Consider the following 23,857-nt stretch of genomic DNA (forward strand, 5'->3'; position numbering starts at 1 on the left):
CATTTAGCGGGCAAGTCAGGCCGCAACTATAACAGTATCGCGCCGCGCAGCCACCCCCGGATGCTCAGAAGAGCTCGCCCTGCCCCCGCTTGGGCTCCGCGGGCGGCGCCTTGCGCGCCGGCTTCGGCGTCGCAGGAGGCGACGCACCATCGCCGCCGACCGCGACCGGAACCTCGCCGTCGGCAAACTGCAGCTGCAGATGCCCGGCAGCGCGCGCCTTCGCCGCGGTCGTGACGATCGCGCCGCCGCCATCGCGCACCATCGCATAGCCGCGCGACAACAGCGCACGCGGGTCGAGGCTGTCGAGCAACCGCCCCAGCCCTTCGAGCAGCGCCCGGTCGCGGTCCCAGCGTCGCGCGAGCAGCGCGGGACGCAGCGCGGCCCCACGCGTCGCGAGCCGCTCCGAAATCACCGTCAGCCGGTGGCGCTGGCTGCGGTCGAGCCGGTCGCCGGCATCGTCGAGCCGCTGGCGCTGCGGCGCATAGAGCGCGTCGCGCTTCGGCAGGTGGCGCGCGAGGGCGGTCAGCCGCTCGCTCGCCAGTGCCTGATGCCGGTTCGCCGCCCCGATAATTCGGCCGTTCCACGTTGCCAGCTGCGCCTGCAGCTCGGCGCGCACCGGAACCGCCATCTCGGCCGCCGCAGTCGGGGTCGGCGCGCGCACGTCGGCGGCATAATCGGCGAGCGTCACGTCGGTCTCGTGCCCCACCGCGCTGATCGTCGGGATGCGGCAATCGGCGATCGCGCGCACGACCACCTCCTCGTTGAACGCCCACAGATCCTCGATCGACCCGCCGCCGCGCGCGACGATGACCAGATCAGGACGCGGCACCGGTCCGCCGGGCGCAATCGCGTCGAAGCCGCGCACCGCATTCGCCACCTGCGCCGCCGCGCCGTCGCCCTGCACCAGCACCGGCCAGACGATGACATGCGTCGGGCAGCGATCGGCCAGCCGATGGAGGATATCGCGGATCACCGCCCCGGTCGGCGAGGTTACGACGCCGATCGTGCGCGGCAGATAGGGAAGCCGGTCATATTTCCGCTCGCGGTCGAACAGCCCCTCGGCGCCGAGCCGCGCCTTCAATTTCTCGAAGAGCAGCATCAGCGCGCCTTCGCCCGCGACCTCGAGCGTATCGACGACGAGCTGATATTTGGAGCGCCCCGGATAGGTGGTGAGCTTGCCGGTCGCGATCACCTCGATCCCGTCCTCGGGCCGGAACGCGAGGCGCGCCGCCTGCCCCTTCCACATCACCATGTCGATCAGCGCATTATCGTCCTTCAGCGCCGCATAGAAATGTCCCGACGCGGCGCGTTTCGTCCCCGACAATTCACCCCGCACGCGCACGCGCGCGAAGCCGTCCTCGACCGTGCGCTTGATCGCCGCCGATAACTGGCTGACCGACAGCGCCGGTGCATTGTCGCCGGGCGCCGCCTCGGCTAACAGCCGCGCTTCGGTGCCATCGTCGGACGCCATATCGGGAAAAGGGACTGACATGAATATCCTGCTGGTCGGATCGGGGGGCCGCGAACATGCGCTCAGCTGGCAGTTGGCACAATCGCCAAGCTGCGCCAAGCTCTATGCCGCACCGGGCAATCCGGGGATCGAGGCGCACGCCGAATGTGTCGCGATCGCCGCCGACGATCTCGATGGCCTGATCGCCTTCGTAAAGGCGCATACGATCGATTTCGTCGTCGTCGGCCCCGAAGCCCCGCTCGTCGCGGGCCTCGCCGACCGGCTGCGCGACCTGGGCGTCGCGGTCTTCGGCCCCGGCGCCGCCGCGGCGCGGCTCGAAGGGTCGAAGGGCTTCACCAAGGATCTCTGCGCCCGCGCTTCAATCCCGACCGCTGCCTATGTCCGCTGCACCTCCGCCGACGAAGCGCGCGCCGTGCTCGAAGGCTTTTCGATCCCCGTCGTGATCAAGGCCGACGGCCTCGCCGCGGGCAAAGGCGTGATCATCGCCGAAACAATCGAAGAAGCGGAAGCCGCAATCGAGGACATGTTCGACGGCGCTTTCGGCGGCGCGGGCGCCGAGGTGGTGATCGAGGAATTTATGACCGGCGAGGAGGCGAGCTTCTTCGCGCTCTCCGACGGCACCGACGTGATGGCGTTCGGCAGCGCGCAGGACCACAAGCGCGTCGGCGACGGCGACGTGGGCCCGAACACCGGCGGCATGGGCGCATACAGCCCCGCCCCCGTGCTCACCCCCGATCTCGAAGCCAAAGTGATGGATCGCATCATCCGCCCGACGGTCAGGGCGCTCGCCGCCGAGGGCACGCCTTACGTTGGCGTGCTGTTCGCGGGCCTCATGCTCACCACCGAAGGCCCCAAGCTGATCGAATATAACGCCCGCTTCGGCGATCCCGAATGCCAGGTGCTGATGATGCGCTACGCCGGCGACCTCGCCGCGCTGCTTTACGCCGCGTCGACCGGCGCGCTCGCCGGCGCCGCCGCGCCCGCTTTCGCCAGCGATTATGCGCTGACCGTCGTGATGGCGGCGAACGGTTATCCCGCCACCCCCGAAAAGGGCGGCGCGATCCACGGCATCGCCGACGCCGAAGCGGGCGGCGTGCGCGTTTTCCACGCCGGCACGGCACGCGACGACGGCCAGATCGTCGCGGCGGGCGGGCGCGTGCTGGGCGTCACCGCAACGGGCCGCACCGTGACCGAGGCGCAGGCGCACGCCTACGCCGCCGTCGACAAGCTCGATTTCGCGACCGGCTTCTGCCGCCGCGATATCGGCTGGCGCGAGGTCGCGCGCGAAGCGAAGTGAACACTGACCTCGTCATTCCCGCGAAAGCGGGAACCCAGCGAGCCGACGTTGCAACTGCGTTCCCGCTTTCGCGGGAATGACGAATAAATATAGGTCGACCAAGTCCGTACGGCCGAATAGGCTATCCGCAACATTGGGAGAAGATCATGGCCTGGCTTCAGGAAAACTGGATTATCGCGGTCGTCGGCCTCGTCATTGCCGTCGTGCTGCTGTGGTGGCTGTTCGGACGCTCGAAACCCGAAGACATCGCACCAACCGTCGTCGAAACGGCGAAACCCGCGAAACCGCTCGAACCGGTGAAGCCCGAAATCATCGCCGCCGAGCCCGCACGCTTCAAACCGATCGAGCCTAAGCCCCAGCCCGTCGCGCCGGCCGCCCCGCCCCCGGCGCCCGAACCGGTCGCCAAGGCCGCTCCGCCGCCCCCCGAGCCCGCACCCGCTCCAAAGCCCGCACCCGTCGCCGAGCCTGTTGCCAAGGCCCCGCCCCCGGCGCCCAAACCTGCTGCGAAACCAAAAGCCGCCGCGAAGCCTGCCGCGAAGAAAACCACGGCCAAGGAACCGGCTGCGAAACCAGCGGCAAAGCCCGCGACAAAGACGGCAACCAAGCCCGCCGCCAAAAAGGCCACCAAACCGGCGCCCGCAAAGGCGGCCGCCGCCATTCCCGAAGAGCCGACCGTTCCGCCGCCACCCGCCCCCGCCCCGAAGCCCGCCGCGGCGGTGCCCAAAAGCGGCCCCGACAATCTGCAACTGCTGAAGGGTGTCGGCCCCAAGCTCGTCGTGCTGCTGAACGGCCTCGGCGTCAGCAGCTTCCGGCAGATCGCCGACTGGACCGACGCCGACATCGCGCGGATCGATCCGCAGCTCGGTACCTTCCAGGGCCGCATCGCACGCGACAATATCGTCGATCAGGCAGGCTATCTTGCGCGCGGCGACAAAGCCGGCTTCGAGGCGAAATATGGGGCGCTGGGCGGGGAGCTATAAGGGCGCAACCGACCGCTAGCGGACCTTCTTCTCCCCTCCCGCTTGCGGGAGGGGTCGGGGGAGGGCCTGTGACGGTGCGATACCCTCCCCGCTGCGGCTAGCCAGCAAGCTGGCAAGCCTCGCTGCCCCTCCCGCAAGCGGGAGGGGTGATCAGCTCGCTGCTGTAATGGCCGCTTCCCACCCCGAAGCGGAAGCAGACCCGCAAAATTCGCTTTCCTACATTCCTACGCCATGCTCCAAACTGGCCGATGGAACCTACGCACCCACCCGCGCCGCTACTCGCCGGCACCTGCCTCGCCTTCCATCCCGTGCCGCAGCAACGCCGCCGCGCCGACGGCTGGACACCGACAACGCAGCAATGCTTCATCCGCGCGCTCGAAGCGATGGGCTCGGTCGGGCAAGCGGCGCGCGCCGTCGGCATGGGTCGCCGCTCCGCCTATCGGCTGCGCGACCGCCCCGGTGCGGAGAGCTTTGCGCAGGCATGGGATCGGGCGATCGCAATGGGCCGGATGCGGCAGTTCGACTATGCGATGGATCGCGCGCTCAACGGCATCACCACCGTCCGGGTGCTGCGCGGCGGTGCGATCGACGTGACCGGCGGCCCGGATATGGACATCGTCCATTCGGCGCTGCGCGAGGATGCGGCGCCGCTTAAGGCCACAAAGGACTCACTTTGAGCGCGCTCACGCGGGGCTTTTGTGGCCTTAAGCCACGCCTATTCGGCTTCGTCATCCTTCGGCTTGCGCACCTCGGTAACGAGCAGCTTGTCGATCTTGCGCCCGTCCATATCGACGATCTCGAACCGCCAGCCCTTGTCGGTGAAACGCTCGCCTTCCTTGGGCAGATGCTTGAGGATCGCGAGCGCGTGACCCGCCGCGGTCGCATAATCGCGGTCGTCGCCGAGTTCGATCCCCAGTCGTTCGGCCATCTGGTCGGCGGGCATCGAACCCGCGATCAGCAGGCTGCCGTCCTCGCGTTCGACGACGAACGGCTCGCTGCCGATGTCCTGATCCGACGCGAATTCGCCCGCGATCGCGGCGAGCAGGTCGGCGGGGGTCACCAGCCCTTCGAAATGGCCATATTCGTCGTGGACGAACAGCATCGGCACGTCAGCGGCGCGCAAGGCTTCGAGCGCGTCCATCGCGTCGATCTGGTCATGGATCACTTTGGCCGGCCGCATCAATTGCTCGAGGTCGAGCGTCTCGCCCTGGAACAGCGCTGCGGCGATGTCGCGCGCCTGCACGACACCGACGATATCGTCGACCGAACCGCGCGCGACGGGCAAACGGCTGTGCGGCGTTTCGACCAGCTTGTCGCGCACCCCGCGCGCGTCGAGCGAGACATCGACCCAGTCGACATCCTTGCGCGGCGTCATCACCTCGCGCACCGGCCGGTCGGCCAGGCGCACGACGCCCGAGATGATCGCGCGTTCGCTTTCCTCGATCACCCCCGATTTCGACGCCTCGGCAACGATCAGGTGCAGTTCCTCGGCGGTCACGCGATCTTCCGATTCGCGTTTGAGCCCGAGCAGGCGAAAGACGAGCGCCGAGCTCGCGTCGAGCAACCCGACGAGCGGCGCGCCGATTTTCGACAACCAGTACATCGGCAGCGCCACCGCGATCGCGATCCGTTCGGGGGCGCGCAACGCGAATTGCTTGGGCACCAGTTCGCCCGCGATCAGCGAGAAATAGGTGGTGAGCGCGATCACCGCGGCAAAACCCGCCGCCTCGGCCGTTTCGGCTTCGAGGCCCAGCCACGCCGAAAGCCGGTCGGCGACGGGTTGCCCAAGGCTCGCGCCCGAATAGGCACCGGTCAGCACGCCGATCAGCGTAATGCCGACCTGCACCGTCGACAGGAAGCGCCCGGGGTCGGAGGCGAGCTGGCGCGCGATCTTCGCGCCGCGGCTGCCGCGCTTCTCGGCCGCCTGCAATCGCGGGTCGCGCGACGAGACGATGGCCAGTTCGGACATGGCGAAAACGCCGTTGAGGAGGACGAGGACCGCGATGATCGCCACATCGGACCAGGGGAAGGGGGTCATTGGGCGCTCGTACGGCGCATCGGCGCCCGGCCCCTGTCAGCGTCGGTCATGTCCGCCCTATAAGCGAAAGGCGGCGCATTGCACAATGGCGCACACCTGAATGCCCTGCTCAGTCGGCGTTCAGGCGAATTTTGGAACCAGATCGCCAGCCATATGTTATCGGCAAGGAAGGGCGGCATGCAAAGGACGCGAGGCATCCGCCGGATAAAGGGAGCGAAAAAGATGAACAGCAGGACGATCAAGCTCACCATAATGACCAGCATCGGCGCGATCGCGCTGACGGGTTGCGTCACCGATCCCGTGACCGGCGAACGCAAGATCTCGAAGGCCGCGATCGGCGGCGTCGGCGGCGCGCTCGGCGGCTATCTGCTCGGCGACCTGATCGGCGGGCGCAACAGCCGCACCGAGGAAATCGTCGGCGCGGGCATCGGCGCGGTCGCCGGCGCGGGCGTCGGCTATTATATGGACCAGCAGGAAAAGAAGCTGCGCGAACGCACCGCAGGCACCGGCATCGACGTCGAGCGTCAGGGCGACCAGCTCGTGCTCAACATGCCCGGCGACGTCACCTTCGACCTCAACAGCGCGATGGTGAAATCGCAGTTCCGCAGCGCGCTCGACAGCGTCGCGTCGACGCTCGCCGAATATCCGAGCACCTATATCGACGTCTATGGCCACACCGATTCGACGGGCAGCGACACCTATAACCAGGGCCTGTCCGAACGCCGCGCCGCGTCGGTCGCCGACTATCTCGGCGGCCGCGGCATCCAGCGCGCGCGCATGGCGACGCTCGGCTACGGCGAATCGCAGCTCAAATGCTCGCCCGAACGCAGCGAAGCCGATTATCAGTGCAACCGCCGCGTCGAAATCCGTATCGCGCCGGTCACCCAGAACGACGTCAAGGCGGCGCAGTAACCAGTTCCATTCCCGTGGAAAAGAAAGGGCGTCGCCGAAAGGCGGCGCCCCTTTTTTATCCGAGGCTCGGGAAGCTCGCCTTCAGCCCGTCGATCACGAATTGCGCCGCAAGCGCCGCAAGCAGCACACCGAGCAGGCGCGTAATCACCGCCTCGCCCTTGTTGCCGATCAGCCGCATCAGCGGCCCCGCCGAAAGCAGCGCCGCGAGCGTCAGCAGCAGCACGAGCAGCAGCGCGCCAAAGATCACGAAAGCGCGGTCGAGCCCGCTGTTCTGCGACACGAGCAGCATCACCGACGCGATCGATCCCGGCCCGGCGAGCATCGGCATCGCCATCGGAAATACCGACACATCCTCGATCTCGGGGGTCGCCATCACCTTCTCGGCGCGCTGCTCGCGGCGTTCGGTACGCTTTTCGAACACCATGTCGATCGCGATGATGAACAGCATGATCCCGCCCGCGATGCGGAAACTGTCGAGGTCGATGTGGAGAAAGCTCAGCAGCGCTTCGCCGAACATCGCGAAGAAGACGAGGATCAGCCCCGCGATCACCGTCGCGCGGATCGCCATCGAACGTCGCTGCGCCGCGCTCGCCCCCGTCGTCAGGCTGGCATAGATCGGCGCGCAGCCCGGCGGGTCGATGACGACGAACAGCGTGACGAACGCCGAGATGAAAAGGTCGATCATGGCTGCTTCGGCGCCGCGACCTGGTCGTCGATGACGGTTGCCATGTCCTTGCCGTCCCACAGGCGGATCGTGACGCGGCGCGACTTGTCGGCGCGGACAGTCGACGTCCAGCTCAGTGTCTGGTCGGGCGACAGGCCGACAGTCCTATCGTCACCCTCGCCGCCCGCCTCGACCGCTACCGCTACCGCAGGGCGTGAACCGCAGACCGCCTGTTTCGACGCGATGAAATCGGGGGCTTCGCGCGGGGTCGCCAGCGTATCGCCATGGTCGAGGGTCCAGGCGAGCTTGCCCTTCTTGGGATCGCGCAGCCAGACCGTCGTGAAATATCCGTTCGCCGGCCCCTTCTGCCACGCGCCCGTGGTGACGCCGACATTGCCGTCGCAGCTGGTATAGACCGCGTGCGGCTGCCACTTCACCGCCTCGGCGGGGTCCTTCTGCGACTTCAGCCAATTGCGCGCATTGACGCGCTGCGGCACGAACATCACCGCTTCGGGCGCCGCGGTTTCGCGAAACGCCGTCCACTGGCCCTTTTCCTGCGCGAGCCGCGAAAAACCGATTTCGGCGGCGATAAAAGCGCTGGGATTCGCTGCGAGCGGATCGCGTTCGCGTGCTATCACGGCGCCGCCGGCTATCACCAAAAGCGAAAGGACCGCGATAGCCAGACGGCGCATCAAAAACCCTCCGGATCGGCAAGGCCCGCACGGCGGTGCGCCGCAACGAGCGTGTTGCGCAGCAGGCACGCGATGGTCATCGGACCGACCCCGCCGGGAACCGGCGTGATCGCATCGGCGACCGCGGCGACGCTTTCATAATCGACGTCGCCGACGAGCCGGCCTTTCGCGGCGCCCTCGGCGGGCGGCAGGCGGTTGATGCCGACGTCGATTACGATCGCGCCGGGCTTGATCCAGTCGCCCTTCACCATTTCGGCGCGGCCGACCGCGGCAACGACGATATCGGCGCGGCGCACCAGATCGGGCAGATCCTTCGTCCGGCTGTGCGCCATCGTGACGGTGCAATTGGCGCCGAGCAGCAGCTGCCCCATCGGCTTACCGACGAGGATCGAGCGCCCGACGACGATCGCATCCTTGCCCGACAGGTCGCCGAGCCGGTCCTGGAGCAGCAACAGGCAGCCATAGGGCGTGCACGGCACCATTCCGGCGATGCCGAGCGCGAGGCGCCCAGCGCTTACCGGTGTCAGTCCGTCGACATCCTTGTCGGGATCGATCGTCGCGACCGCCGCCTGTTCGTCGAGATGGCCGGGCAGCGGCAATTGCAACAGGATGCCGTCGACGGCATCGTCGGAATTGAGCTGGCGCAGCAAGGCTTCGACTTCGGCCTGCGACGCGGTCGCGGGCAGCCGATGCTCGAAGCTTTCCATGCCCGCGGCGATCGTCGCCTTGCCTTTCGACCCGACATAGACCGCGCTCGCCGGATCATCGCCGACGAGTACGACCGCGAGACCGGGCGCACGCGACGTCGCGGCCTCGAACGCCGGCACCGCATCGGCAATCCGCGCCCGCAGGCCGGCGGCGAATGCCTTGCCGTCGATCACCTGCGCCGCGGTCATCACGCCATTCCGTTGGTGTAGGCGAGGCTCGCGAGATAGTTCAGCACCGGCCCGTCGATGATGATGATCAGGATCAGCACCAGCATCGGGGTCAGGTCGAGCCCGCCAAAATCGGGCATGATGCGGCGGAACGGGCGATAGAGCGGCTCGGTGATCCGGTCGAGCACGGTCCACAGCTGGCCGACGAACTGGTTATGCGTGTTGATGACGTTGAACGCGATCAGCCACGACATCACCGCCTGCGCGATGATGAACCACCACAGGACCGTCAGGATGATGTGGACGATCTGGAGGAGCATGAGAAGCAAGGCGATTTCTCCGTAAAAGGGTCTTGCCGCGTCTCTTAGCGGTGAATGAGCGTGCCTGCACCCCTCGCGGTGAAAATTTCCAGCAGCATCGCGTGCGGGATGCGCCCGTCGAGGATGACCGCCGCCTCGACCCCGGCATCGACCGCGGCGACGCAGGTTTCGACCTTGGGAATCATCCCGCCGGTGATCGTCCCGTCGGCTTTCAGCGTGTCGATCGCCGGGCGGTCGAGGTCGGTGAGCAGCGCCCCCGACTTGTCGAGCACCCCGGCGACGTCGGTGAGCAGGAAAAAGCGCTTCGCCCCCAGCGCCCCGGCGATCGCGCCCGCCATCGTGTCGGCGTTGATATTATAGGTCGCGCCATCGGCGCCCAATGCGACGGGCGCGACGATCGGGATGAAATTATCCTTCGTCAGATTGACGAGGATCGTCGGGTCGACCGCGACGGGTTCGCCGACAAAGCCCAGGTCGACATGCCGCTCGATCCCCGAATTGGGGTCGGGTTCGGTCCGGCTGACCTTTTCGGCGAGCACGAGGTTCGCGTCCTTGCCCGAAATGCCGACGGCGCGGCCGCCGAGCGCCGCGATCCAGCTGACGATTTCCTTGTTGATCTTGCCCGCCAGCACCATTTCGGCGACCTCGGCGGTTGCGGCGTCGGTGACGCGCAGGCCGCCGACGAAGGTCGATTCGATGCCGAGCTGCTTCAGCATCGCGCCGATCTGCGGCCCGCCGCCATGGACGACGACGGGGTTGATCCCGACCGCTTTCAGCAGCACGACGTCCTCGGCGAAGTCGCGCTGCGCTTCCGGGTCGCCCATTGCATGGCCGCCATATTTGATTACGAAGGTCTCGCCGGCATAGCGCTGCAGATAGGGCAGCGCCTCGACGAGCGTTTCGGCCTTGGCGAGCAGGTCGGGCATTTTCGAGGGATCGGTCATCGTCATCATCCTGCCGGCAGTTCGGCTTTAGCGTCCATCTTGCGGCCGATCGCGACCACCGCCATCACCAGCAAGGGCACCATCACCGCCGACAGGACGACCTTGGCGATCATCTGGCCGACCATCAGGTCGGCGATCGGGCGAACGCCGTAGAAGCTGACGGTGATGAAGATCAACGTGTCGATGATCTGGCTGAGCGCCGCGGCGACAAAACCGCGCAGCGGCAGCAACCGGCCGTTGTTCGCGGTCATCCGCGCAAAAATCCAGACGTTCAGGCTGACCGACACGCCATAGGCCAGGATACCCGCCGCCATCATGCGCCAGCCCTGTCCGACGATGATCGGAAAGGCTTCCTTGGCGGGCTCGTACATCCCCTCGTCGGTCGGGAGCTGCAGGACGAGCACCGTCAGGATGATCGCAAGAATGAGCGGAATGAAACCGAAGCGAACCAGCTTGTCGGCGACGGCGCGTCCGTGCAGTTCGGCGATCCCGCTCGAAATCGCGATCAGCGTTAGAAAGGGGAAAATCCCGGCTTCGACCGCCAGCGGTCCAAGCGCGACCTGTTTTGCCCCCAGGAAACCGCCGAGCGGAACCATGCCGCCGTAGAGGATCGCGAACAGCAGCAACGAAGGCGCGATCACGCGCGAAGAGCTATTTTCCATCGAGGCCGCTTAATCGCTTTTGCGGGTGCTGGAAAGTCCGAGAAACACGGCTCGGCGCGCGGCTCTTGCTCCGCCGCCAAAGCCCGCTAGACAGACCCCTTAAACTTGCGGGGGGACGCACTTACATCATGGAACGCCTGATCGGTCTGCTCGGCATCGTCGCATTGCTTGCGATTGCCGTGCTTTTTTCGTCGAACCGCCGCTGGATCCGGCTTCGCGTCGTCGTCCCCGCCTTCCTGCTTCAAGCCGGTTTCGCGGTGCTCGTCATCGGCACGCCGTGGGGCCGCGCGGTGATTCAGGCGATGTCGAACGCCGTCTCGAACCTGCTCGGCTATGCCAAGGCCGGCACCGACTTCATCTTCGGCCCGCTCGCCTCGCCCGAAATGGGCGCGAACAGCTTCGCAATCGCCGCGCTGCCCGTCATCATCTTCTTCGCCTCGCTCATCTCGATCCTCTATTATCTCGGCATCATGCAGTTGGTGATCAAATGGGTCGGCGGGGCGATCCAGAAGATCACCGGCATTACCAAGGTCGAAAGCCTCGGCGCGGCGGCGAACATCTTTGTCGGCCAGTCCGAATCGCCGCTCGTCATCCGCCCCTATCTGGCGGGCCTGACCCCTTCGCAGCTGTTCACCGTGATGACCGTGGGCATGGCGGGGGTCGCAGGAACTATCCTCGGCGCCTACGCCAGCATGATCGGCGAGCAATTGCTGCCCTATCTGCTCGCCGCGAGCTTTATGTCGGCGCCGGGCGGCATATTGATGGCCAAGATCATGATGCCCGACGATCCCAAGGATCTCGGCATCGAGCCCGTCATCATGCCCGAGGCCAGCCATGACGAGGAAAAGCCCGCGAACATCATCATGGCTGCGGCGCAAGGCGCACAGACCGGCGTCAAGCTCGCGGTCGCGGTCGGCGCGATGGTGCTTGCTTTCGTCGCGCTCGTCGCGCTCGCCAACGGGCTGCTCGCAGGGATCGGTGGCTGGTTCGGCTATCCCGACCTGTCGTTCCAGGCGGTGATCGGCACGATCTTCCGCCCCGTCATGTGGCTGATGGGTGTGCCGTGGGAGGAAAGCGCGGTGGTAGGCGGGCTGTTCGGCAGCAAGATCGTGCTCAACGAATTCGTCGCCTTCATCGACCTCGGCAAGGCGCAGGGCGACATGTCGATGGCGGCGGTCGCCATCGCGACCTTTGCGCTCTGCGGCTTCGCCAATTTCAGCTCGATCGCGATCCAGATGGCGGTGACCGGCGGGCTCGCCCCGAACCAGCGCCCGATGATCGCCAAGCTGGGGCTGAAGGCGCTGCTCGCGGGCAGCCTGTCGAACCTGATGTCGGCGGCGCTTGCGGGACTGATGCTCGGTGTCGCTCCGCCGCTCGCCGCGCCGCCGCCGACCGCGCCCGCGACGGCGGCACCCACCGAGGCCACGCCGACGACCACGCCGAAAAGCACCCCGGCAACCGAACCCGCCAAGGCACCCTGATTTACGTGCCGTAGCGTAACCGTCCCGGGCGATTGGGAGAATTTGCAAGCCGTCAGCGAATGGCGTAAACTTGGGCAAATAACAAATCCCGGGTCGCGTTCGCAAAATGGGAGGCTGTCATGAAAACCGCGTATCGTTTGTCGATCCTTGCCGCGGCCGCGGCGTCGATAGGGGCGGGTTTCCTCGCCACATCCTATGCCCAGACGGCCGAGACCGAACGCTACCGCCCCGATCGCCCGCCCGAAGCGACGATCTATCGCGACGCCGGCTATCGCGGCCCCGCGGTGTTCATAGGCGAGGAAAAGCCAAACCTCGGCCTCGCCTGGCCGGTCAATTCGATCCGTGTCCCGAACGGACGCTGGGAATTGTGCGAAAGGACGCGCTACCGCGGCAATTGCCGGACGGTCGATCGCGACACGCCGATGCTCAACAATGTCCTGCGCGGCCTCACCATCCAATCGATCCGCCCGGTTGGCGGCGGGGGCGGGGGCGGGGGCTGGAACCCGAATCCGCCCGCCAACGACCAGGTAGCGCGCGGCAATTTTGCCGAATTCCACACCCAGCCCGCAGAGCGCAACTATCGCGTGCTCGCCTGCGCGCGCGGATCGGCGACCGCCAATTGCGCGGCGCAGACCGCCGATAGCTGGTGCCGTTCGATCGGCTGGAACGGGTCGGCGCGCGAGCATATGGAAACGATCAGCGGGCGGGTCTACCTCGCCGACGTGCTGTGCGTGCGTTCGGGCTACTAAGGGGGGAAACAGATATGAAGGCAACAGCTCTTGTCGCGGCGGGCGCCGCGATCCTCGCGCTTGCGGCCTGTTCGTCGGTGCCCCGCCAAACCGGAACCGCCTATGAATGCGACCGCGGCACCCGGCTGAACGTCAACTATGTCGGTGACGGCGCGATCGTGCGCGTCAACGGCGGGCAGACGATGGTGCTCAAATCGACGCCGGCGAACAGCGGCCAGATTTACGAGAACAAGAACGGCGCACGACTGCACCGGCAGGGCAATGGCGTGACGTGGAACACCGCGCTGCGTTCGGCGCCCGAAAGCTGCCGCGCGATCGCGACGCCGCTGTAAAGCTCGAAAAGCGGTTCGCCTACGGCGGGCCGCTTTCAGTCGTCACGGCCGGGCGGGTGCCTTGCAACCGCGCTCAAGCCCGACGCCTTTCAGGAAACCGCGGCGCACCGTTCCGGCATAGACCGCGAGCGCGTAGCGCCGCCGTTCGGCGTTCGCGCCGGTGACCTCGGCGATCAACCCGCGAAAGGGAATAATCCCGCCCGCCACCGTACCGGCGACGCGGCCGGCGGTTTCTTCGCGCTTCTTGGCCAGACTCTTGTCGACCTGTTCGTTGACGTCGGCGCCGAGAACCTCGTTAAGCTCGCCAACCTCGCGGATGATCGCGGCGCATTTTCCCAGGCCGGCGAGTGAATAGGGGTCGTGCTGAATCGCCAGGAGCTTGGGAGGGATTTCCTTGCCGTCGAACGGTTCGGTCACCGAATTGGCGGTGTCCTTGATCGTCGAATCTTCGGGCGCGCCCTGCTGGGCGTGCGCATGGAAAGGCAGGACAAAAGCGGCGGCGGTCAGGCTCGTCAACAAAATGCGGCGCATGATCATTCCCCTCGGTTGCCCGGCCCGGATTGCCGCACCCATTCGACGCGCGGAAAAACGTCGGCTCCACTGTCCGGCGGCTGTACCACCCTACCGCGGACGCATCATCCTGTGCAACGACGCGTCGATCGTCCAGTCATAAACGGGAGCGACGTCGGTTACCGGCGTTATCGCGTCGGCACGGGCTCCGGCCCCGTCCAGTCATAGAAGCCGCGACCCGCCTTTTTCCCGACCCAGCCCGCGTCGACATATTGGACGAGCAACGGCGCGGGGCGGAATTTCGGATCGCCGGTGCCGCTGTAGAGCACACGAATGATTTCGAGGCAGGTGTCGAGTCCGATGAAGTCGGCGAGCGTGATCGGGCCCATCGGATGGTTGAGGCCCAAACGACAACCAGCGTCGATATCCTGCATCGTCGCAACGCCTTCGCCGAGCGCGAACACCGCCTCGTTGATCATCGGCATCAGCACGCGGTTGACGATGAAGCCCGGCGCATCATTGGCGTGGACGATTTCCTTGCCGAGACCGCGGCCAAAGGCTTCGACCTTTGCGAGCGTGTCGTCGCTGGTCGCGAGGCCGCGGATCAGTTCGATCAACCCCATCACCGGGACCGGATTGAAGAAATGGACGCCGATGAAGCGCGCCGGGTCGGGTGCGGCCTGCGCCAGCCGCGTGATGGGGATCGAGCTGGTGTTGCTGGCGAGGATCGCGGTCGCCGACAAATGTTGGCCAACACTCGCAAAGATCGCGCGCTTGATCTCTTCGCGCTCGGTCGCCGCCTCGATCACGAGGTCGGCGGGGGCGAAGGCGCTGTGGTCGGCGACGGGGGTGATGCGGGCGAGCAGCGCGTCGGCGTCCGCCTGCGTCATCTTCTCCTTGGCGACGAGGCGGCCCAGCGCCTTGGCGATCCCCGCCTTGCCCGCTTCGGCGCGCGCGAGATCGATGTCGGAGAGCAACACATCATGCCCGGCACCCGCCGACACCTGCGCAATGCCCGCACCCATTTGTCCCGCACCGATAACGCCGACGATCATATGCTGCCCTTTTCGCTGAAAACCGTGCCTGTGCCCCTACGGCTTCGGCCCCGTGCGTCAAGAGCGCGCGTCAGGGAGCGGAGCGGAAAGCGGTCGCTTCGGCGAGGATCAGGGCAAAGGCGGGATCGGCGTCGTCCCAGGTTGCGATCGGCGTCCAACCCGACGCGCGCAAAAGCAGGTTCGCGTCGCGCGCGCCGTATTTGTGGCTGTTCTCGCTGTGGATCGTCTCGCCCTTCGCCATCGTATAGCCGCGGCCGTCGACGGTGAACTCGATGTCGCACGCCGCAACGAGATGCATTTCGATGCGCGCATGGACATCGTCCCACACGGCTCGATGGGCGAAATTCTCGACCGGAATGTTGCCGCCGAGCTCGCGGTTGATCCGTTCGAGCAGGTTGAGGTTGAACGCCGCGGTCACGCCGGCCGGATCGTCATAGGCCAGCTCGAGCGTCGCCACATCCTTGATCCGGTCGATACCGATGAGGAGGAGCGACGCTTCGCCGAGCGCGCAGCGCCAGTTGCGCAAAAGGTCGATCGCGGTGCGCGCGACCATGTTGCCGATCGTGCTGCCCGGAAAAAAACCGAGCTTGGGCACGTCGGCGATTTCGTCGGGCATCGCCACACGCTGGGTGAAGTCGGCCTCGACCGGATAAATGGGCAGCCCCGGAAAGCGTATCGCGAGTGCCTCCGCACTATCGCGCAGGAAATCGCCCGAAATATCGACGGGCACATAAGCGGCGGGCACGATCGCATCGAGCAACAGCGGCGTCTTCGTCGAACTGCCCGAGCCGAGTTCGACGACCGCACGGCCCGGACCGATCGCGGCCGCGATGTCGGCGGCGTGGCGGGTGAGCATGTCGGTTTCGCTGCGCGTCGGATAATATTCGGGGAGCGCGGTGATATCCTCGAACAGCGCCGAGCCGGTCGCGTCGTAGAACCAGCGCGCGGGTATCGCCTTCGGCTGCTGACTGAGGCCGGCATGGACGTCGGCGCGAAAGGCTACATCAACGCCCGCGTCGTCGGCCGCAACTTGCCTGAGATTGCGCACAACGCCCATGTCAAAGATCCTTGGCTAACCGCACGCCGGTGAATTGCCAGCGCTGGTGGGGGTAGAAGAAATTGCGGTAGGAGGCGCGGAGATGGCCGCGCGGGGTCGCGCAGCTGCCGCCGCGCAGCACGAACTGGCCGCTCATGAACTTGCCATTATATTCGCCGACCGCGCCGGGGGCGGCGCGGAAGCCGGGATAGGGGCGGTAGGCACTGCCGGTCCATTCCCACACGCTGCCGAACATCTGTTGCAGATCGGCGTCGCCGGCGGCGGGAACAGGCTGCACCGGTCCGGCGGCGTCGAGTTGCTGGCCGCCGTTCGGGTCGAACGACGACGCCGCAGCCTCCCATTCCTGTTCGGTCGGAAGGCGCGCCCCCGCCCAGCTCGCGAAGGCGTCGGCCTCGAAGAAGCTGATGTGCGTCACCGGCGCGGCGGGGTCGATATCCTGCCAGCCCGACAGGGTGAAGGTCTGGCCGTCCTGCCAATAGGCCGGCGCCTCGATGTCCTCGGCGCGCACCCATGCCCAGCCGTCGCTCAGCCAGAGCGACGGAGTATGATAGCCGCCATCGGCGATGAATTCCTGCCATTCACCATTGCTCACCGGGCGGCTGGCGAGCGCGTGCGGGGTCAGCAGCGCATCGTGGCGTGGGCCTTCGCAGTCGAAGGCGAAGCCGGTGCCCGCATGGCCGACCTTCGCCACGCCGTCCGCACCCTTGATCCATTTCATCGCGGAAAACTGCGCAACTTCACTCGCGATTCGCGTTTCGTGGTTCCAGACCGCCGGGCCGAGCGGATTCTGCGCGAAGAGATGCTTCAGGTCGGTGAGCAGCAATTCCTGATGCTGCTGTTCGTGATGGATGCCGAGGTCGACGAGCGTCAGCGCACTCGCCGGGAGATCGGGCAGTGCGGTCTGGACCGCGGCATCGACATGCGCGCGCCAGACGCGCACCTCGTCGAGCGACGGGCGCGTCAGCAGGCCGCGATGCGGGCGCGCGTGGCGCGGCCCTTCGGCCTCATAATAGCTATTGAAGAGAAAGGGATAGCGGGTGTCGAAGAGCGTATAGCCCGGAACATGGTCGCGCAGGATGAAGGTTTCGAAGAACCAGCTCGTGTGCGCGAGGTGCCATTTGGCGGGCGACGCGTCGGGCATCGACTGTGCGCTCGCATCGGCATCGGACAACGTCTGGGCGAGATCGAGCGACAGGCGGCGCGTCGCGACGAAGCGCCGCATCAGCTCTTCCAGCGGATCGGTACGATTTTGGGCGTCGGTGCGGCTGGCCATGGTGAGACAATCCCCGGGGGTGCGATTCGGTTTCGCTGCGTGCCCGATTATGGTTACGCCGTGATGGAATGTCTAGGAACATTTAGGGAACACGCATTCGTCGCCCCCGCGAAAGCGGGGGCCGCCATCAGCCTTGCGCTACCTCTCCAGCGGCCCCCGCCTTCGCGGGGGCGACGATATCTTAGCGCGTCGCGCCGGGTTTCCAGAGAATATCGCCACCCGCCGCGGCGTTGATGTGCCGCGTGAGCACGAAGAGATGGTCCGACAGGCGGTTGAGATAGTTGAGCGCGATCGGGTTGAGGTCGCGCGCCGCGCCCGCCGCGACGGCGGCGCGTTCGGCGCGGCGCGTCACCGCGCGCGCGAGGTGGAGTCGCGCCGCGGCTTCGGTGCCGCCGGGCAGAATGAAGCTTTTGAGTGCATCGAGCGCGTCGTTCATGCGGTCGATCTCGTCCTCGAGCCGCGCGATCTGGCTCGGCACGATGCGCAGCGCCATTTCGTGCGGGCCGAAGCCGAACTGGATGTCGGGCGGGGTCGCAAGGTCGGCGCCGAGGTCGAACATCTCGTTCTGGATCCGCGCAAGCATAGCGGCTTCGTCGCTCGCCGGGTCAAGCGCCGCGGCGGCGATGCCGATGGCGCTGTTCGCCTCGTCGACGTCGCCGATCGCCGCCATCAGCGCGTCCGATTTGGCGACGCGCGATCCGTCGACGAGCCCCGTCGTGCCGTCGTCGCCGGTCCGCGTGTAGATCTTGTTGAGCTTGACCATTGCTGCGCCCGCTTATTTGCCCGCGGCGAACAGGCCGATCAGCACGAGCAGGATGATCGTGATCGCCTGCCACTTCACGCGCGCCATCATCATCTTGTTCTGCATCACCTGATTCTCATGGACCGTACCGTCCATCTGGGCTTTGTGCCCTTGCGAGAAATAGAAGAGCCCCCGCGCGAGCGAGAAGAGGACGAAGCCGGCGGCGATCACGACGCCAAGGATGAGCAGGATTTCCATAACCCCAATCTAGGGATTTTGCAGCGAATAGCCAGCGGGAAGCCGCCCTGCGGCCAAATCGGCGGCGAGTGCGCGCCCGCCGATCCCGGCCGCACGGAGCGAGGCGAGCGACGCCGCGGCGTCACGCTTCGCCAGCCTTTTGCCGTCGGGGCCGCAGACGAGCGCATGATGGCGATAAAGCGGGGTCGGCAGATCGAGCAGCGCCTGGAGCAGCCGGTGGACGTCGGTCGACGCGATCAGATCGGCGCCGCGGATGACGTGCGTCACCCCCATCGCGGCGTCGTCGAGCGTGCTCGCGAGATGATAGCTCGCCGGGGCGTCCTTGCGCGCGAGGACGATATCCCCGTGCGCCGCCGGATCGGCGGACCGAAGCCCCTGCCCCGCCTCTTCCCATTGCAGATCGCCACTTTCGGCAAGCGCACGCGCGGTGTCGAGGCGCCAGCAATGCGGTTCATCCGCGAGGCGGCGTGTCCGCTCGGTTTCGGACAAGCCCCGGCAGGTGCCGGGGTAGATCGCGCCGGATGGCCCATGCGGCGCCGACAGGCTCGCCGCGATATCGGCGCGGGTGCAAAAACAGGGATAGACGAGGCCGCGCGCGCGCAGATTGTCGAGCGCGGCGGCATAGTCGCCGAGCCGCGCCGACTGGCGCACCGGATCGCCGTCCCAGTCGATCCCGAGCCAGGCGAGGTCGGCGAGCGAGGCGCCGACAAATGACTCGCGCGAGCGGCTGCCGTCGATATCGTCGATGCGGATCAGGAACTTCCCGCCCGCGCGCCGCGCCGCGTCATGCGCGAGCACCGCGCTATAGGCGTGGCCGAGGTGGAGTTCGCCGGTCGGGCTGGGGGCGAAGCGGGTCAGCATGCGGCGCCGTCCGGGTCTAGATACTGTGCCTCTGCCCCGCCGGACATTCCATATCTTGCGGCACATCGCCTCTTGACGTGCGAATCATATGCGTGATGTAATGATGCTGTCACCCGGGACTGGCAGTGGCGCGCCATCCCGCGCAGTATAGGGGGCAGCGTAGCGTAGCCATGTTTCATCCCGATCTCGCCCGGCATCCCGATTCCTGTCCGGCCCTTGTTCTCAATGCAGACTATACGCCGCTCAGCTATTACCCCTTGAGCCTGTGGCCGTGGCAGACGGCGGTCAAGGCGGTTTTCCTCGACCGCGTCACCATCGTCGAAAATTACGAGCGCGAGATTCACTCGCCGACGAAGACGATGCCGATCCCCAGCGTCATCGCGCTGCGGCAATATGTGAAGCCGTCGCAGCATCCGGCGTTCACGCGCTTCAACCTGTTCCTGCGCGACCGGTTTTCGTGCCAATATTGTGGGTCGGGCAAGGATCTGACCTTCGACCATGTCGTGCCGCGCCGACTGGGCGGGCGGACGACGTGGGAAAATGTCGCGACCGCGTGCGCGCCGTGCAACCTCAAAAAAGGCGGCCGCACCCCGCAACAGGCGCATATGCCGATCTATCGGCAGCCCTGGCGCCCGACGAGCTGGCAGCTGCAGGACAATGGGCGGGCGTTCCCGCCGAACTATCTGCACACCAGCTGGATCGACTGGCTCTATTGGGATGTCGAGCTGGAAGGCTGAACGGCGCATGGGCGGGCGCGACAGCGTGGGTTCACCTCGATGGCATTAGGCGGCCGCCAACCATCGAAAAAAGGAGAAACATCATGGTTCGCATCGCTCGCTTGCTCGCCGTTGGCATGGTCACCGCACCTTTGCTCGCCGCGTGCGCGACAGTCCCGCCCGCCGAACAGCCCGTGTCGGTGACCGGCAGCATCACCTATCGCGAGCGCATCGCGCTGCCGCCGACCGCGCAGGTCGAAGTTACGTTGAGCGATGTCAGCCTGATGGACGCCCCGTCGAAGACGATCGCGCAGCAATCGTTCACCGCCGACGGCCGCCAGGTGCCTTTCGCCTTTTCGCTGACCGTCGACCAGCGCCAGCTCGACCCGCGCCACAGCTATGCCGTCGCGGCACGCATCACCGACGCGTCGGGGAAGCTGATGTTCATCACCGACACGCGCAATAGCGTTACGTTCGACGGGCGGCGCACAGTCGATATGGGGACGCTCAACCTCGTGAAAACGCGTTGATTCCCACCCTGCTGGACGGCCATCCTGAAACTTGATAGCCAATCCGTCGGCAATCGCCGCGCGGGGGGCGCAGGCGGCCGGCAAGGGGGAGGATAGCATGGCCTATCAAGGCGGCATCGGCGGCACGTTCAAGAATCTGTGGTCGCCCGACCTGACGACACGCGCGGGGGCGCTCAGTGCAGCCCAGACTGCATCAACGGCACTGACCATCGTCGCGACACTCAGTGTTTTGAGGCTGTGGTTTTCCGTGGGCACCGACAATCTTGTGCGGCTCATTGGCGACGCGAACCCGATTATCCTGATAGCGGTAGCTCACATCGTCCTGATGTTCGTCGCAGCGGCGCTGCTTCGCCAGGGCCGCGGGATTATCGTCGGAATTCTTGCCACATTATTATATTTTCTCAGCACGATCCTGAATGGAACGCCCACCTCATGGATCGTTGGCGCGGTTCTACTCGGCGCGATGGTCGGCGGAGTGCGCGGAGCCATCGCGCTAAAACGAGGCGAGGGATTTTCGGACGACGTCTACGAGACCTTTGCCTAACGCCTGTTGCTCCACGAGCCATGGAGAACGCGCAATAGTGTTACTCGAAGGGCACGTTTCGGGATAGATATAGGCGAACCGGCCCGCGAAGGCGCACAGATCTGGCGCGCGCATAGCTATGCGCCGCTTGACGCTGCGCCTTCGCAGGTGCAGCAATCCGGCGCATGGGCCCGCCTATCCAGATCTCGCAAAACCCCGACATCCGCTATTTGGGGCGGATCCTCGGTGACGTCATCCGCGCTTATGGCGGCGACAAATTGTTCCGCCAGACCGAATATATCCGCTCGTCGAGCGTCGACCGGCACCGCGGGATCGCGGGGGCCGAGGCGATCGACCCGGGGCTCGATGCGCTGAGCCTCGACGATACGATCGCCTTCGTGCGCGGCTTCATGCTGTTTTCGATGCTCGCCAATCTTGCCGAGGACCGGCAGGGGGTCGCGGCCGAGCCCGAGGCGACGGTCGCCGCCGCGATCGAAAAGCTGCGCGAGGACGGGATCGACGGCGATGCAATCGCGGCGCTGCTGAGCGCCTCGCTCGTCGCGCCGGTGCTCACCGCGCACCCGACCGAGGTGCGGCGCAAGTCGGTGCTCGACCACAAGAACCGCATCGCCGAGCTGATGCTGCTGCGCGACGCGGGGGCCGACGAGACCCCCGAGGGCGATGTCGTCGAGGATGCGATCCGGCGGCAGATCGTGCTGTTGTGGCAGACGCGCCCGCTGCGCACCGAAAAATTGTTCGTCGCCGACGAGATCGACAATGCGCTGACCTATTTACGCGACGTCTTTCTGCCCGTGGTGCCGAAACTCTATGCGCGGTGGGAAGCCGAGCTGGGGCAGCGCCCCGCAAGCTTCCTGCGCGTCGGCAGCTGGATCGGCGGCGACCGCGACGGCAATCCCTTCGTCACCGCCGAGACGATGCACATGGCGACGGCACGCAACGCCGCCGCGGTGCTCGGCCATTATATCGACGCGGTCCACCACCTTGGCGCCGAGCTGTCGGTGTCGGCGAGCCTTGCCGTGGTTCCCGAGGCGGTCGAAGCGCTGGCCGAGGCGAGCGGCGATGCCGCGCCGAGCCGCCGCGACGAACCCTATCGCCGGGCTTTGTCGGGGATTTATGCACGGCTGTGCGCGACCTACACGCAGATCGTCGGCCGCGCGCCGCCGCGCCCTTCAGCACTCAGCGGCGCCCCCTATTCCACCCCGGCGTCGCTTCGCCGCGACCTCGTCACCATCGCCAACGGCCTGTCGGCGAACAGCCAGGGCCAGTTCGGCGGCATCGGCGCACTCGGGCGGCTCATCCGCGCCGTGGAAGTGTTCGGATTCCACCTCGCGACGCTCGACATGCGGCAGAACAGCGCGGTGCACGAACGCGTGCTCGCCGAGTTGCTCAGCGTGTCGGGCGTTTGTCCTGATTATCTGGCGCTGGGCGAAGAGGAACGCGTCGCGCTGCTCACCGCCGAGCTACAAAGCGACCGGCCGCTAGCGGCGCCGTGGCACCAGTGGAGCGACGAGACCGCGGGCGAACTCGCGATCGTCCATGCCGCCGCCGATGTGCGCAAACGGCTGGGCAATGACGCGATCTGCCAGTGGATCATCAGCATGGCGCAGGAGCTGTCCGACCTGCTCGAAGTCCATGTCCTCGCGCGCGAAGCCGGACTGTGGCGGAGCGGCGGCGACGCGGGCCAGTCGAACCTGATGGTCGTGCCGCTCTTTGAAACCATCGCCGATCTCGACCGCGCCCCCGCGATCATGGCGCGCTATTTCGCGATGCCCGAAATCGGCCCGCAGATCGGCCAGCGCGGGCATCAGGAAGTGATGATCGGCTATTCGGATTCGAACAAGGACGGCGGTTATCTGACCTCGACCTGGGGATTGCATCAGGCGTCGCAGGCGCTGACCCCGGTGTTCGAGGAGGCCGACACGTCGATGCAATTGTTCCATGGCCGCGGCGGCGCGGTCGGGCGCGGCGGCGGCAGCGCCTTTGCCGCGATCCGCGCGCAACCCGCGGGCACGGTGCAGGGGCGCATCCGCATCACCGAACAGGGCGAGGTGATCGCGGCGAAATATGGCACCGCGGCGAGCGCGGCGACGAACCTCGAGGCGATGGTGTCGGCGAGCCTGCTCGCGAGCCTCGAGCCCGAGGCGCTGAGCGACAAGGATGCCGCGCGCTTTACCGCGGCGATGGACCAGCTGTCAGACGGCGCCTTCGCCGCCTATCGCGGGCTCGTCTATGACACCCCGGCGTTCAAGGATTTCTTCCGCGCGATGACGCCGATCGCCGAGATCGCAACGCTGAAGATCGGGTCGCGGCCGTCGAGCCGCACCAAGTCGAGCGCGATCGAGGATCTGCGCGCGATCCCGTGGGTGTTCAGCTGGGCGCAGTCGCGCGCGATGCTGCCCGGCTGGTACGGCACCGGCGAGGGTTTTGCGGCGTTCGAGGACAAGACGCTGCTGGCGGACATGGCGGCGGGCTGGCCCTTTTTCGCAGCGCTGCTCGGCAATATGGAGATGGTGCTCGCCAAATCGGACATGGGGATCGCCGCGCGCTATGCCGAGCTGGCGGCGGGAATCGACGGGCATGACGCGATCTTTGGCCGCATCCAGGGCGGATGGAACCGCGCGCATGACGGGCTCCTCGGCATCACCGGCCAGACGCGGCTGCTCGAGAAGAATCCGGCGCTCGAAGCGTCGATCCGGTTGCGCCTGCCCTATATCGAGCCGCTCAACCTGCTGCAGATCGAGCTGATGAAGCGCCACCGCGCCGGCGAAACCGATCCGCGCATCGCCGAGGGCATCCAGCTGACGATCAACGCGATCGCGACGGCGCTTCGGAATAGCGGCTGATCGTCATCCCAGCGAAAGCCGGGACCGCTCTCGTTACTTCCAATCGCCAGC

Annotated in this window: 26 protein-coding genes; 11 read left to right on the plus strand and 15 right to left on the minus strand. The window is 66.4% G+C overall.

The window, feature by feature from the left end:
* Window positions 1-64 precede the first annotated feature (64 nt).
* Window positions 65-1,492, minus strand: coding sequence for an exodeoxyribonuclease VII large subunit (gene xseA, locus ACTJI5_RS18420; RefSeq protein ID WP_440861329.1), 1,428 nt, complete (start codon window positions 1,490-1,492; stop codon window positions 65-67).
* On the opposite strand from xseA, the gene purD reads away from it, so the two are divergent.
* The 3 genes from purD to ACTJI5_RS18435 all read left to right on the plus strand — a co-directional run bounded on the left by purD (window position 1,491) and on the right by ACTJI5_RS18435 (window position 4,425).
* Window positions 1,491-2,768 carry a phosphoribosylamine--glycine ligase gene (purD, locus tag ACTJI5_RS18425; protein ID WP_440861330.1) on the plus strand — a complete coding sequence of 426 codons (1,278 nt, stop codon included), beginning with the start codon at window positions 1,491-1,493 and terminating at the stop codon, window positions 2,766-2,768. The genes xseA and purD overlap by 2 nt on opposite strands.
* 146 nt (window positions 2,769-2,914) lie before the next feature.
* Window positions 2,915-3,748 (plus strand): hypothetical protein, encoded by an 834-nt coding sequence (locus ACTJI5_RS18430; RefSeq protein WP_440861331.1) that lies wholly within the window; start codon window positions 2,915-2,917, stop codon window positions 3,746-3,748.
* 248 nt (window positions 3,749-3,996) lie between these two features.
* On the plus strand, window positions 3,997-4,425 hold the full coding sequence (locus tag ACTJI5_RS18435) for a hypothetical protein (RefSeq protein WP_310255774.1): 429 nt from the start codon (window positions 3,997-3,999) through the stop codon (window positions 4,423-4,425).
* A 38-nt stretch (window positions 4,426-4,463) separates the two neighbouring features.
* Here ACTJI5_RS18435 and ACTJI5_RS18440 read toward each other — a convergent pair whose 3' ends face one another.
* Window positions 4,464-5,786, minus strand: coding sequence for a hemolysin family protein (locus ACTJI5_RS18440; protein WP_440861332.1), 1,323 nt, complete (start codon window positions 5,784-5,786; stop codon window positions 4,464-4,466).
* A 222-nt stretch (window positions 5,787-6,008) separates the two neighbouring features.
* Here ACTJI5_RS18440 and ACTJI5_RS18445 point away from each other — a divergent pair, with 222 nt between their 5' ends.
* The gene (locus ACTJI5_RS18445; protein WP_440861333.1) at window positions 6,009-6,698 is read left to right on the plus strand and encodes an OmpA family protein; all 690 of its coding nucleotides are present in this window, start codon (window positions 6,009-6,011) and stop codon (window positions 6,696-6,698) included.
* Between the two features lie 55 nt (window positions 6,699-6,753).
* On the opposite strand, the gene ACTJI5_RS18450 is transcribed toward ACTJI5_RS18445, so the two are convergent.
* From ACTJI5_RS18450 to ACTJI5_RS18475, 6 genes are read right to left on the minus strand one after another with little or no spacing between them, the layout of a single operon-like run.
* Window positions 6,754-7,383, minus strand: coding sequence for a MarC family protein (locus ACTJI5_RS18450; RefSeq protein WP_037512727.1), 630 nt, complete (start codon window positions 7,381-7,383; stop codon window positions 6,754-6,756).
* Window positions 7,380-8,054 carry a hypothetical protein gene (locus ACTJI5_RS18455; protein ID WP_440861334.1) on the minus strand — a complete coding sequence of 225 codons (675 nt, stop codon included), beginning with the start codon at window positions 8,052-8,054 and terminating at the stop codon, window positions 7,380-7,382. Before ACTJI5_RS18455 ends, ACTJI5_RS18450 begins: the two co-directional genes overlap by 4 nt.
* The gene (gene folD / locus ACTJI5_RS18460) at window positions 8,054-8,950 is read right to left on the minus strand and encodes a bifunctional methylenetetrahydrofolate dehydrogenase/methenyltetrahydrofolate cyclohydrolase FolD (RefSeq protein ID WP_440861335.1); all 897 of its coding nucleotides are present in this window, start codon (window positions 8,948-8,950) and stop codon (window positions 8,054-8,056) included. Before folD ends, ACTJI5_RS18455 begins: the two co-directional genes overlap by 1 nt.
* Window positions 8,950-9,249 (minus strand): YggT family protein, encoded by a 300-nt coding sequence (locus tag ACTJI5_RS18465; protein WP_058539877.1) that lies wholly within the window; start codon window positions 9,247-9,249, stop codon window positions 8,950-8,952. Before ACTJI5_RS18465 ends, folD begins: the two co-directional genes overlap by 1 nt.
* Window positions 9,250-9,293: 44 nt before the next feature.
* Entirely contained in the window at window positions 9,294-10,202 is a 909-nt protein-coding gene (gene argB / locus ACTJI5_RS18470; RefSeq protein WP_414712706.1) for an acetylglutamate kinase, read from the minus strand.
* The gene (locus tag ACTJI5_RS18475) at window positions 10,199-10,855 is read right to left on the minus strand and encodes a queuosine precursor transporter (RefSeq protein ID WP_325543555.1); all 657 of its coding nucleotides are present in this window, start codon (window positions 10,853-10,855) and stop codon (window positions 10,199-10,201) included. The genes argB and ACTJI5_RS18475 overlap by 4 nt, the downstream gene beginning before the upstream one ends.
* 128 nt (window positions 10,856-10,983) lie before the next feature.
* On the opposite strand from ACTJI5_RS18475, the gene ACTJI5_RS18480 reads away from it, so the two are divergent.
* The 3 genes from ACTJI5_RS18480 (at window position 10,984) to ACTJI5_RS18490 (ending at window position 13,417) form a co-directional block, all read left to right on the plus strand.
* Entirely contained in the window at window positions 10,984-12,336 is a 1,353-nt protein-coding gene (locus ACTJI5_RS18480; RefSeq protein ID WP_440861336.1) for a NupC/NupG family nucleoside CNT transporter, read from the plus strand.
* Window positions 12,337-12,455: 119 nt separating this feature from the next.
* A complete protein-coding gene (locus ACTJI5_RS18485; RefSeq protein ID WP_440861337.1) occupies window positions 12,456-13,085 on the plus strand; it encodes a beta/gamma crystallin-related protein in 630 nt (209 codons plus the stop codon).
* Between the two features lie 14 nt (window positions 13,086-13,099).
* On the plus strand, window positions 13,100-13,417 hold the full coding sequence (locus ACTJI5_RS18490) for an MliC family protein (protein ID WP_058539881.1): 318 nt from the start codon (window positions 13,100-13,102) through the stop codon (window positions 13,415-13,417).
* Between the two features lie 42 nt (window positions 13,418-13,459).
* On the opposite strand, the gene ACTJI5_RS18495 is transcribed toward ACTJI5_RS18490, so the two are convergent.
* From ACTJI5_RS18495 to gluQRS, 7 genes are all read right to left on the minus strand, one after another.
* Window positions 13,460-13,948, minus strand: coding sequence for a hypothetical protein (locus ACTJI5_RS18495; RefSeq protein WP_310255787.1), 489 nt, complete (start codon window positions 13,946-13,948; stop codon window positions 13,460-13,462).
* A 167-nt stretch (window positions 13,949-14,115) separates the two neighbouring features.
* Complete coding sequence (locus ACTJI5_RS18500) at window positions 14,116-14,982, minus strand: 3-hydroxyacyl-CoA dehydrogenase NAD-binding domain-containing protein (RefSeq protein WP_310255789.1); 867 nt, start codon at window positions 14,980-14,982, stop codon at window positions 14,116-14,118.
* A gap of 70 nt (window positions 14,983-15,052) precedes the next feature.
* Window positions 15,053-16,039 carry an L-histidine N(alpha)-methyltransferase gene (gene egtD, locus ACTJI5_RS18505; protein ID WP_440861338.1) on the minus strand — a complete coding sequence of 329 codons (987 nt, stop codon included), beginning with the start codon at window positions 16,037-16,039 and terminating at the stop codon, window positions 15,053-15,055.
* Between the two features lies 1 nt (window position 16,040).
* Window positions 16,041-17,312 carry an ergothioneine biosynthesis protein EgtB gene (gene egtB / locus ACTJI5_RS18510; RefSeq protein WP_440861339.1) on the minus strand — a complete coding sequence of 424 codons (1,272 nt, stop codon included), beginning with the start codon at window positions 17,310-17,312 and terminating at the stop codon, window positions 16,041-16,043.
* Between the two features lie 181 nt (window positions 17,313-17,493).
* Complete coding sequence (locus ACTJI5_RS18515) at window positions 17,494-18,075, minus strand: cob(I)yrinic acid a,c-diamide adenosyltransferase (RefSeq protein WP_058539885.1); 582 nt, start codon at window positions 18,073-18,075, stop codon at window positions 17,494-17,496.
* A 12-nt stretch (window positions 18,076-18,087) separates the two neighbouring features.
* Window positions 18,088-18,312 carry an HIG1 domain-containing protein gene (locus ACTJI5_RS18520; RefSeq protein ID WP_310255793.1) on the minus strand — a complete coding sequence of 75 codons (225 nt, stop codon included), beginning with the start codon at window positions 18,310-18,312 and terminating at the stop codon, window positions 18,088-18,090.
* A 9-nt stretch (window positions 18,313-18,321) separates the two neighbouring features.
* The gene (gluQRS, locus tag ACTJI5_RS18525) at window positions 18,322-19,173 is read right to left on the minus strand and encodes a tRNA glutamyl-Q(34) synthetase GluQRS (protein ID WP_058539887.1); all 852 of its coding nucleotides are present in this window, start codon (window positions 19,171-19,173) and stop codon (window positions 18,322-18,324) included.
* A 170-nt stretch (window positions 19,174-19,343) separates the two neighbouring features.
* Here gluQRS and ACTJI5_RS18530 point away from each other — a divergent pair, with 170 nt between their 5' ends.
* From ACTJI5_RS18530 to ppc, 4 genes are all read left to right on the plus strand, one after another.
* Window positions 19,344-19,910 carry an HNH endonuclease gene (locus ACTJI5_RS18530; RefSeq protein WP_037512689.1) on the plus strand — a complete coding sequence of 189 codons (567 nt, stop codon included), beginning with the start codon at window positions 19,344-19,346 and terminating at the stop codon, window positions 19,908-19,910.
* A gap of 83 nt (window positions 19,911-19,993) precedes the next feature.
* A complete protein-coding gene (locus ACTJI5_RS18535) occupies window positions 19,994-20,419 on the plus strand; it encodes a YbaY family lipoprotein (protein WP_058539888.1) in 426 nt (141 codons plus the stop codon).
* Window positions 20,420-20,516: 97 nt separating this feature from the next.
* A complete protein-coding gene (locus ACTJI5_RS18540; protein WP_439513115.1) occupies window positions 20,517-20,963 on the plus strand; it encodes a hypothetical protein in 447 nt (148 codons plus the stop codon).
* A gap of 164 nt (window positions 20,964-21,127) precedes the next feature.
* On the plus strand, window positions 21,128-23,806 hold the full coding sequence (ppc, locus tag ACTJI5_RS18545; RefSeq protein ID WP_440861340.1) for a phosphoenolpyruvate carboxylase: 2,679 nt from the start codon (window positions 21,128-21,130) through the stop codon (window positions 23,804-23,806).
* The last annotated feature ends 51 nt before the right edge of the window (window positions 23,807-23,857 follow it).

This window comes from Sphingopyxis sp. 22461 (genome assembly GCF_052044915.1).
Classification (GTDB): Bacteria; Pseudomonadota; Alphaproteobacteria; order Sphingomonadales; family Sphingomonadaceae; genus Sphingopyxis.

Excerpts from the sequence above, each read along its gene's own strand:
- ACTJI5_RS18435 (WP_310255774.1), top strand. The coding sequence starts at position 3,997 with ATGGAACCTACGCACCCACCCGCGCCGCTACTCGCCGGCACCTGCCTC.
- ACTJI5_RS18495 (WP_310255787.1), bottom strand. The coding sequence starts at position 13,948 with ATGCGCCGCATTTTGTTGACGAGCCTGACCGCCGCCGCTTTTGTCCTG.
- ACTJI5_RS18520 (WP_310255793.1), bottom strand. The coding sequence starts at position 18,312 with ATGGAAATCCTGCTCATCCTTGGCGTCGTGATCGCCGCCGGCTTCGTC.
- ACTJI5_RS18490 (WP_058539881.1), top strand. The coding sequence starts at position 13,100 with ATGAAGGCAACAGCTCTTGTCGCGGCGGGCGCCGCGATCCTCGCGCTT.
- ACTJI5_RS18450 (WP_037512727.1), bottom strand. The coding sequence starts at position 7,383 with ATGATCGACCTTTTCATCTCGGCGTTCGTCACGCTGTTCGTCGTCATC.
- ACTJI5_RS18440 (WP_440861332.1), bottom strand. The coding sequence starts at position 5,786 with ATGACCCCCTTCCCCTGGTCCGATGTGGCGATCATCGCGGTCCTCGTC.
- purD (WP_440861330.1), top strand. The coding sequence starts at position 1,491 with ATGAATATCCTGCTGGTCGGATCGGGGGGCCGCGAACATGCGCTCAGC.
- ppc (WP_440861340.1), top strand. The coding sequence starts at position 21,128 with ATGGGCCCGCCTATCCAGATCTCGCAAAACCCCGACATCCGCTATTTG.
- egtD (WP_440861338.1), bottom strand. The coding sequence starts at position 16,039 with ATGGGCGTTGTGCGCAATCTCAGGCAAGTTGCGGCCGACGACGCGGGC.
- gluQRS (WP_058539887.1), bottom strand. The coding sequence starts at position 19,173 with ATGCTGACCCGCTTCGCCCCCAGCCCGACCGGCGAACTCCACCTCGGC.
- ACTJI5_RS18535 (WP_058539888.1), top strand. The coding sequence starts at position 19,994 with ATGGTTCGCATCGCTCGCTTGCTCGCCGTTGGCATGGTCACCGCACCT.
- egtB (WP_440861339.1), bottom strand. The coding sequence starts at position 17,312 with ATGGCCAGCCGCACCGACGCCCAAAATCGTACCGATCCGCTGGAAGAG.
- xseA (WP_440861329.1), bottom strand. The coding sequence starts at position 1,492 with ATGTCAGTCCCTTTTCCCGATATGGCGTCCGACGATGGCACCGAAGCG.
- ACTJI5_RS18455 (WP_440861334.1), bottom strand. The coding sequence starts at position 8,054 with ATGCGCCGTCTGGCTATCGCGGTCCTTTCGCTTTTGGTGATAGCCGGC.
- ACTJI5_RS18515 (WP_058539885.1), bottom strand. The coding sequence starts at position 18,075 with ATGGTCAAGCTCAACAAGATCTACACGCGGACCGGCGACGACGGCACG.
- ACTJI5_RS18540 (WP_439513115.1), top strand. The coding sequence starts at position 20,517 with ATGGCCTATCAAGGCGGCATCGGCGGCACGTTCAAGAATCTGTGGTCG.
- argB (WP_414712706.1), bottom strand. The coding sequence starts at position 10,202 with ATGATGACGATGACCGATCCCTCGAAAATGCCCGACCTGCTCGCCAAG.
- ACTJI5_RS18445 (WP_440861333.1), top strand. The coding sequence starts at position 6,009 with ATGAACAGCAGGACGATCAAGCTCACCATAATGACCAGCATCGGCGCG.
- folD (WP_440861335.1), bottom strand. The coding sequence starts at position 8,950 with ATGACCGCGGCGCAGGTGATCGACGGCAAGGCATTCGCCGCCGGCCTG.
- ACTJI5_RS18485 (WP_440861337.1), top strand. The coding sequence starts at position 12,456 with ATGAAAACCGCGTATCGTTTGTCGATCCTTGCCGCGGCCGCGGCGTCG.
- ACTJI5_RS18500 (WP_310255789.1), bottom strand. The coding sequence starts at position 14,982 with ATGATCGTCGGCGTTATCGGTGCGGGACAAATGGGTGCGGGCATTGCG.
- ACTJI5_RS18530 (WP_037512689.1), top strand. The coding sequence starts at position 19,344 with ATGTTTCATCCCGATCTCGCCCGGCATCCCGATTCCTGTCCGGCCCTT.
- ACTJI5_RS18465 (WP_058539877.1), bottom strand. The coding sequence starts at position 9,249 with ATGCTCCTCCAGATCGTCCACATCATCCTGACGGTCCTGTGGTGGTTC.
- ACTJI5_RS18430 (WP_440861331.1), top strand. The coding sequence starts at position 2,915 with ATGGCCTGGCTTCAGGAAAACTGGATTATCGCGGTCGTCGGCCTCGTC.
- ACTJI5_RS18475 (WP_325543555.1), bottom strand. The coding sequence starts at position 10,855 with ATGGAAAATAGCTCTTCGCGCGTGATCGCGCCTTCGTTGCTGCTGTTC.
- ACTJI5_RS18480 (WP_440861336.1), top strand. The coding sequence starts at position 10,984 with ATGGAACGCCTGATCGGTCTGCTCGGCATCGTCGCATTGCTTGCGATT.